7 protein-coding genes are annotated in these 7,425 nt (G+C 66.2%); 4 read left to right on the top strand and 3 right to left on the bottom strand.

What is annotated here, in order from left to right:
• Positions 1-205 precede the first annotated feature (205 nt).
• On the bottom strand, positions 206-550 hold the full coding sequence (locus tag DZC73_RS27785) for a hypothetical protein (protein WP_124543635.1): 345 nt from the start codon (positions 548-550) through the stop codon (positions 206-208).
• A 787-nt stretch (positions 551-1,337) separates the two neighbouring features.
• On the opposite strand from DZC73_RS27785, the gene DZC73_RS30745 reads away from it, so the two are divergent.
• Positions 1,338-1,625: a phage integrase N-terminal SAM-like domain-containing protein gene (locus DZC73_RS30745; RefSeq protein WP_407924131.1), complete on the top strand. Its 288-nt coding sequence runs from the start codon at positions 1,338-1,340 to the stop codon at positions 1,623-1,625.
• On the opposite strand, the gene DZC73_RS27775 is transcribed toward DZC73_RS30745, so the two are convergent.
• Positions 1,544-2,515: a response regulator gene (locus DZC73_RS27775; protein ID WP_124543634.1), complete on the bottom strand. Its 972-nt coding sequence runs from the start codon at positions 2,513-2,515 to the stop codon at positions 1,544-1,546. The genes DZC73_RS30745 and DZC73_RS27775 overlap by 82 nt on opposite strands.
• Before the next feature lie 7 nt (positions 2,516-2,522).
• Positions 2,523-6,107, bottom strand: coding sequence for an ATP-binding protein (locus tag DZC73_RS27770; protein ID WP_124543633.1), 3,585 nt, complete (start codon positions 6,105-6,107; stop codon positions 2,523-2,525).
• A gap of 88 nt (positions 6,108-6,195) precedes the next feature.
• On the opposite strand from DZC73_RS27770, the gene ureA reads away from it, so the two are divergent.
• Genes ureA through DZC73_RS27755 form a run of 3 tightly spaced genes read left to right on the top strand, consistent with a single transcriptional unit; the run spans position 6,196 to position 7,423 of the window.
• A complete protein-coding gene (gene ureA, locus DZC73_RS27765; protein ID WP_124543632.1) occupies positions 6,196-6,498 on the top strand; it encodes an urease subunit gamma in 303 nt (100 codons plus the stop codon).
• Positions 6,499-6,509: 11 nt separating this feature from the next.
• Entirely contained in the window at positions 6,510-7,121 is a 612-nt protein-coding gene (locus DZC73_RS27760; RefSeq protein WP_124543631.1) for a HupE/UreJ family protein, read from the top strand.
• The gene (locus DZC73_RS27755) at positions 7,118-7,423 is read left to right on the top strand and encodes an urease subunit beta (protein WP_124543630.1); all 306 of its coding nucleotides are present in this window, start codon (positions 7,118-7,120) and stop codon (positions 7,421-7,423) included. The genes DZC73_RS27760 and DZC73_RS27755 overlap by 4 nt, the downstream gene beginning before the upstream one ends.
• Positions 7,424-7,425: the final 2 nt, after the last annotated feature.

The following is a 7,425-nucleotide window of genomic DNA, read 5'->3' as shown; positions in this document are numbered from 1 at the left end:
GGGCGCAGGCGGCTCGTATTCAAGTGGCGCATCCGCCTTTGGGACGTGCACCCAGAACGCAAGTGGCGCGATGCGCCAATCGGGCTCATACGAGAAGCGAAAGCGCGAGTTCATGCAGTACGCGGGCTATGCGGCCTAACGTTTGACATGAGCGGCGGCTGGAGGCGGGCGAAGCCCGCTGGAAACCGTCCGCTCGATGGAAGGGTTAGGCCACACGCTTGAACTCAGCGCCGCTGACATAGTGCTTGGCCAGGAGTTGGGCGGCAATGCGAAACAGGTCATAGTGCGGAGAGTCGTTCTCCACGTAGACGATCTCTGCCGCGTGGAGATTGGCACCTGCTTCGGCCCGAAAGGCAGCCAGAGCTTCTTGCACGGCCTCTCGAACTTGGAGTTCATCAAGCGGACTATGAGAGCAAGTGCCTTGCGGTGCCTCTTTGACGAGCTTGGGCTCAGCGGGATGCTCGACGAACCTAACTCCAAGCAGCACATGCGACGGACCCGTGACGTACGCGACGAAGTGGCGACCGTCTTTCGCGATGAAGCTTGGCATGGTTGGCGTGTCCCTGGGGCCTAACGTTTGACATGAGCGGCGGCTGGAAGCGGGCGCAGCCCGCTGGAAACCGTCCGCTCGATGGAAGGGTTAGGGCGCATTGTGACGCTGCGTGGACCTTCGCTCGTTTCGCCACTCGGCGATAGTTTGCGGCTCGCCCGTGACTTGATTCATGACATAGATGGTTCGGCTCGCTGCCGAGACATAGAAGGTGTTCCAAGCCTCAAGTCGCTCCGGCCGGTCGGCAAACACAGGGACGACCCAGCGACATATGCCAGAGACGAACTCTTGCTTGTCGTCTCCGAAGCCGTAAGCGACTGGAAATTTGTGCCTTGCCTTCCACTCCTGCAACTCTGGCAATTTGCTCACCCTCCCCACGGCCTGCTTGAACGAGCCGGTTGCTTTCGAATGCGCTTGGCAGTTTGATTCTGCGAAGACTCCGCTAGACAGTGCAAGCAGCAACGCGAATGCAAGATGTCGCTTCATGCGGCCTAACGTCAATTAGCCCGAACACCAAAGCACAGCATTGTCGGCCTAACGTCCATCGTCGATTCCATTGTCTTTATGCCCTTCTCCCTCGTGGGCGGTGTAGTGAACCGCCCTGCAGGGCGATTTCCCCAGCAGATTAGGCCGCCTAAATTTCTGCGGATGAACCACCCCTTCGATTCTGCCGCACAACCGCGAAAACGCGACGCGGACCGACGGGTTCAAGCAAACGTTGTCACCCGTCTCGTCGGCCAACCATGCATTTCCTTCAGACACCTCTCGTCGACGCCTTCTCGACCAAGTGCGCGACCAAGTCCGGCTGCGGCACGATTCCATCCGAGCCGAAACCACATGCGTCGACTGGATTCGTCGCTACGTCGTCTTCCACGGGAAGCGGCATCCCCGCGATCTCGACGCCGCGCAGGCTCAGGAATTCCTGCGTGGCTGGCGGCATCGCTCCTCCATGGCACCGGCATGCGGCCTTTGGCAGGCCTGCGACTGCACGACTCAGCGCCTCGCCAGTTCGCTCACCTTGCTCATCGCCAAGCCGGCCGCTGCGGTGCGGGTCTCCACACCCAGTTTTTCGTAGACGTGTTCCAGGTGCTTCTTCACCGTCGCCGGACTGGAGCCGAGGATGTCTCCAATGTCGCGGTTGGTCTTGCCCTTGACCACCCAGTACAGCACCTCGGCCTCGCGCAGCGTGAGCCGGAAGCTTTGCATCATGGCCTCCACCACCGCGGTGTCGGAGACCTCGCGCATGACGATGAGCCAGTCTTCGTCGCTGGTGCGCTCCTGCAAATTGATGACGAGCTGGCGCGCGCCATTCACCAAAGCCAGCGGCCGGGGCGGGTGCCCCTGCGCTGCCAAGTCGGACTGCGCCTGCAGCCAGCTCAGCAACTGCTTCGGCACCTCGCTGGTGGCCGTGCCGGCCAGCGCCTCGCCGAAGTAGTCTTGCAGCAGCTTGCGCGCCAGCGGCGTCTGCCACACCGCCCGGGCGCTGCCGATGTGGATGGCCATGGTCGCGTGGCCGAACGCATCCAGCGCGTTGCGCGCCTGGCGGGCCTGCCGTGCGCCCTGCATGTGCACGGCGATGCGCGCCAGCACCTCGCGCGGGCGGATGGGCTTGGTCACGTAGTCCACACCGCCGGACTGGAAGGCGGTGACCACGTGCTCCGTCTCCGTCAAGCCGGTCATGAAGACGATGGGGATGTGCGCCGTCTCGGGCATGGCCTTCAGGCGGCGCGCGACCTCGAAGCCATCCATGCCGGGCATCATCGCGTCCAGCAGCACGATGTCGGGCAGCGCCTGCGCCGCGCGCTGCAAGGCAGCCTCGCCGCTGGTGGCCACGAGCACGGTGTAGCCGGCCTCGTCCAGCGCATCGTGCAGCAGCGAGAGGTTGTCGGGCACGTCGTCCACGATGAGCACGAGGTCGGCGGTCGGGCGGTCGATGTCGTCGCGCCCCGGCAGTTTCGCGGCCATGGGAAGGTCAATCAGCGAGACGTGCATCGCGTGCCTTTCGGAGAACGCCGCTCATGGCGTCGAGTTGGAATTGGCGCGCCAGGTCGCGCATGTGGGCGACGAAGGCAGCGCATTGCGGCGACTCGGCGGCAATCTCGTCGAGCTGCCTGACGATGCCGCGGAAGTAGCCGAGCTGGATGTGGTCTTCGAGCGCCTTGATGCGACGCTCGTCGGGCAGGACGAACTCCGCCGGCTTGACTGGCGCGGTGACCACCGGGGACGAGGGCAGCGGCGCGTTCAGCCATTGCAGCGCAAGCGCACGGCCCAGCCAGTCGAGCAGTTCGGACTTGCGCACCGGCTTGAGCACGAAGTCGCCGGGCACGATGCCCACGTCGTTGTCCAGGCCGCGGTCGAACGCATTGGCAGACACGATGGCCACCGGCGCCTTGCTCAGGCCCTCGCGGCGCATGCGGCGGATGGTTTCCCAGCCGTCGATGCCAGGCATGGCGAGGTCCATGAGGATGGCATGCGGCTGGATCTCGCTCAGCATGGCCAGGCATTCATGCCCTGATGCCGCCCGGCGCACGTCGAAGCCCAGCGGCGCGAGCACGTTGACGAGCAGGTCGCGGTCCACCTCTTCGTTGTCCACCACCAGCACCATGCGGCGCTCGCCTTCGTAGCCGATGCGCGCCACGCGCGGCAGCTCGCGTTCGGCCACCGCGGCACGGACCTCGGGCAGGAACAGGCGGATGCGGAACAGCGTGCCCGAGGTCGGGTCGGCCTCGGTGGCCACCTGGCTGTGCACCGTCATCTCGCCGCCCATCAGGTCGGTGAGCATCTTGCTGATGGTCAGGCCCAGGCCCGTGCCGCCGCCGGCCGCGCTGCTCACCGCGCTGCCGCGGGCGAAGGGCTCGAACACCTGCGCGATCTCGTGGGGCCCGATGCCGGGGCCGGTGTCCTCGATCTCGAAGACGGCCATCTCGCGTGCATAGCTCAGGCGGAACACCACCTGGCCCACGCTGGTGAACTTCACCGCGTTGCCCAGCACGTTGATGAGCACCTGCCGCATGCGCTTCTCGTCGGTGCGCACCACGTCCGGAATGCTGCCGTTCACCTCATGGCGGAACGCCAGGCCCTTGCCCGCGGCCTGCAGCTCGAACATGCGCACGATCTGCTGCACGCATTCCTGGAAGCGCATGGGCTTCACGTCCAGCGTGAGCTTGCCGCCTTCGATGCGCGCGATGTCCAGCGTGCCTTCGATGAGCGACAGCAGGTGGTCCCCGCCGCGGCGGATCACGCTCACCGCCTGCTTGCGGTGGGCGGGCACGCTTTCATCCTCGTCGAGCAGCTGCGCGTAGCCGATGATGCTGTTCAGCGGCGTCCTCAACTCGTGGCTGATGGACGAGATGTAGCGGCTCTTGGCCTGGTTGGCGAGGTCGGCGGTGCGCTTGGCCTGCTGCAAGGCCTCGTCGGTACGCTGGTGGGATTCGATCTCGTGGCGCAGTGCGCGTGCCTGCTCGTTGAGCGCCTGCGTCTGGCGGTTGCTTTCTTCCTGCGCGACCTGGCGGCTCTTGTGGGTGAGCACGATCCACCAGGTGACGATGGCGGTGACGACCACCAGCGCGGCATAGACCTTGATGAAGCCCAGGGCGATGCCCTGTGCGAGTGCTTCGCGCGCACCATCGGGCATGTCGGTGATCTGCCGCAGCTCGTGCTGGTAGATCATGTAGAAGAGCATGCCCAGCATCGGCACGATGGCGCTCATGGCCAGCAGGTAGCGGCCGAGTTCGGTGTCGAGCTTGCCCCACATGACGCTGGGCAGGAGCTTGCGGGCCGCCGCTTGCCACTGGGCGGACCAGCTCGCTTCGGGCTTGCACATGTCGTTGCAGCGGGCGTCGAGGGAACAGCACAGCGAGCAGATGTGGCCGAGGTAGGCGGGGCAGTAGGCCATGTCGTCGGGTTCATAAACCCGTTCGCAGATGGTGCAGGAGGTGAGCCCCCCAGTCGCTACGCTCCTGCCCCCAAGGGGCGCCACCCTGTGGACCGGCGAAGCCGGATCCACGGGCGTTGTTTGACCGGGCGTGACCGGCTCCCGCGCCAGGTAGTACTTCCCTTTCGTCCACCACGCAATCAGCGGCGACGCCACGAACGCCGTCGCCAGCGCAATCAAGGCCGAGAACGCCTGCGCCATCGCCCCGAGCCAGCCGAGATACGCCGCGATCGACACCGCTGACGCCAGCCCCATCGCGCCGACTCCCACCGGATTGATGTCGTACAAATGCGCCCGCTTGAACTCGATGCCCTTGGGCGACCAGCCCATCGGCTTGTTGATCACCAGGTCGGCCACCACCGCCATCATCCAGCTGATGGCGATGTTGGAGTACAGCCCCAGCACCCGCCCCAGCGCCGAGAACACATTCAGCTCCATCAGCATCAAGGCAATGATGGTGTTGAAGATGACCCACACCACCCGCCCGGGGTGGCTGTGCGTGAGGCGGGCGAAGAAGTTCGACCACGCCAGCGACCCGGCGTAGGCGTTGGTCACGTTGATCTTGAGCTGCGACACCACCACCAGCAGCGCCGTCGCCGCGATCGCCCAGGTGGTGCGCGGGAAGACGTACTCGTAGGCCGCGAGGTACATCTGGTTGGGGTCCACCGCGCGATCCACCGGCAGTGCGTGGCTGATGGCCAGGAACGCGAGCAGCGCGCCGCCGAGCATCTTGATCACGCCCGGCACCACCCAGCCCGGCCCGCCGATGAGCACGCCCGCCCACCATTTCACCCGGTTCTTCTTCGTCAGCGCCGGCATGAAGCGCAGGTAGTCCACCTGCTCGCCCATCTGCGTGATGAGCGCAATGCCCACCGTCATCGCCGCGCCGAACATGGCCACGTTGAAGTGCCCACCCTGCCCGGCCGAGCCCGCGTAGCCGACCAGGTCCTTCAGCACGCCCGGGTTCTTCTGGAACACGAACACGTAGGGCACCACCAGCAGCAGGATCCACAGCGGCTGCGTCCACACCTGCAGCCGGCTGATGATGGTCACGCCGTGCGTCACCAAGGGCACCACCACCAGGGCGCAGATGAGGTAGCCCCAGGCAGGCGGGATGTCGAAGGCCAGCTCCAGCGCATAGGCCATCACCGCGGCTTCGAGCGCGAAGAAGATGAAGGTGAAGCTCGCGTAGATCAGTGAGGTGACCGTGGACCCGATGTAGCCGAAGCCTGCGCCGCGGGTGAGCAGGTCCATGTCCACGCCATGCCGTGCGGCATAGCGGCTGATGGGCAGGCCGGCCAGGAAGATGATGAGGCCCGTGGCGATGATCGCCCAGAAGGCGTTGACGAAGCCGTACTCCACCAGCAGCGTGGCGCCCACGGCTTCCAGCACCAGGAAGGACGCCGCACCGAAGGCCGTGTTCGCCACCCGCAGCTCCGACCATTTGCGAAAGCTGTGCGGCGTGAAGCGCAGCGCGTAGTCCTCCATGGTCTCGCGCGCCACCCACTCGTTGTAGTCGCGACGCACCTTGACGACGCGCTGCACCGCCTCGGTGCGCACCGAAGTGGACACCGCGGGGCCGACACGGGGTGCGTCGGCGTTCGGACTGGGAACGGCAGACATGGCGATGCCTCCTTCCGCAAGCGCCATGCCGCCGGACCTACGGGCATTCCCGGGTACAGTGGCACACCTCCTGCTATCGCCAGCCCCCATGGAACTCACGCCCCGCGAGAAGGACAAGCTGCTGATCTTCACGGCAGCACTGCTGGCGGAACGCCGCAAGGCGCGCGGGCTCAAGCTCAACTACCCCGAAGCGGTGGCGCTGATCAGCGCGGCCATCATGGAAGGGGCGCGCGACGGGAAGTCGGTCGCGGAGCTGATGAGCGAGGGCAAGACCGTGCTCACGCGCGCCGACGTGATGGAAGGCGTGGCGGAGATGATCCCCGAGATCCAGATGGAAGCGACCTTCCCCGACGGCACGAAGCTCGTGACCGTGCACCAACCCATCGTTTGAGGAGAACGCGCATGACTCCATGGCAAGCCGCCTCTGGCCGCCGCATCGCTGCAGTTCTGGCACTCACCGCCACGCCGGCCCTGTGCCTGGCGCACGTCGGTGTCGACGGGCATGTCCACACCGATGCCATCGACGCCTTGCGCGCCGGCTTCGTGCATCCGCTGAGCGGTGCCGACCACTGGGCCGCCATGCTGGCCGTGGGCCTGTGGAGCGCGATGACGGCCAAGCGTGCGGTCGTCACGCCCGTCATCTTCGCGGCCATGATGGTGGTGGGCGCGATGCTCGGCTTCATGAATGCGCCCATCGCGGTCGTCGAACCGCTGGTCGCCTGCTCGGTGCTGGTGCTGGGCCTGTTGATCGCCATGCGCTGGCACCTGCCTTCGTGGGCCGCGGCATTGCTGGCCGCCGGCTTCGCGCTGGTGCACGGCGTGGCGCACGGCGTCGAGCTGGCCGGGCCCGAACAATATCTGTCGCTGGCCGGCATGCTCGCCGCCACGCTGCTCATCATGTCGGTGGGCGTGCTGCTGGGCCGCTGGCTGCCGCGTCATGCGCCCTGGCTGCCTCGCCTGGGCGGCGCAGCGCTCGCGCTGTTCGGCGCGGTGCTGCTCGGGCCCTTCGCATGATCCCCGGCGAGCTCATCACCGACGCGGGTGACATTGCGCTCAACACCGGCCGCCGCAGCCTCACCGTGGTGGTGGAGAACAGCGGCGACCGGCCCATCCAGGTCGGCTCGCACTACCACTTCGCCGAGACCAATGCCGCCCTGCGCTTCGACCGCGAGGCGGCGCGCGGCATGCGATTGAACATCGCGTCGGGCACGGCAGTGCGCTTCGAGCCGGGCCAGCAGCGCACGGTGGAGCTGGTGGACTATGCCGGCGACCGGCAGGTGTTCGGATTCCGCGGCCTCGTGCAGGGAGCGCTCTAGAC

Origin of the sequence: Rhizobacter terrae (genome assembly GCF_003852895.1) — a bacterium.
Taxonomy (GTDB): domain Bacteria; phylum Pseudomonadota; class Gammaproteobacteria; order Burkholderiales; family Burkholderiaceae_C; genus Albitalea; species Albitalea terrae.
The sequence above is the reverse complement of the archived record's forward strand: the minus strand, read 5'-3'. Positions and strand labels throughout refer to the sequence as shown.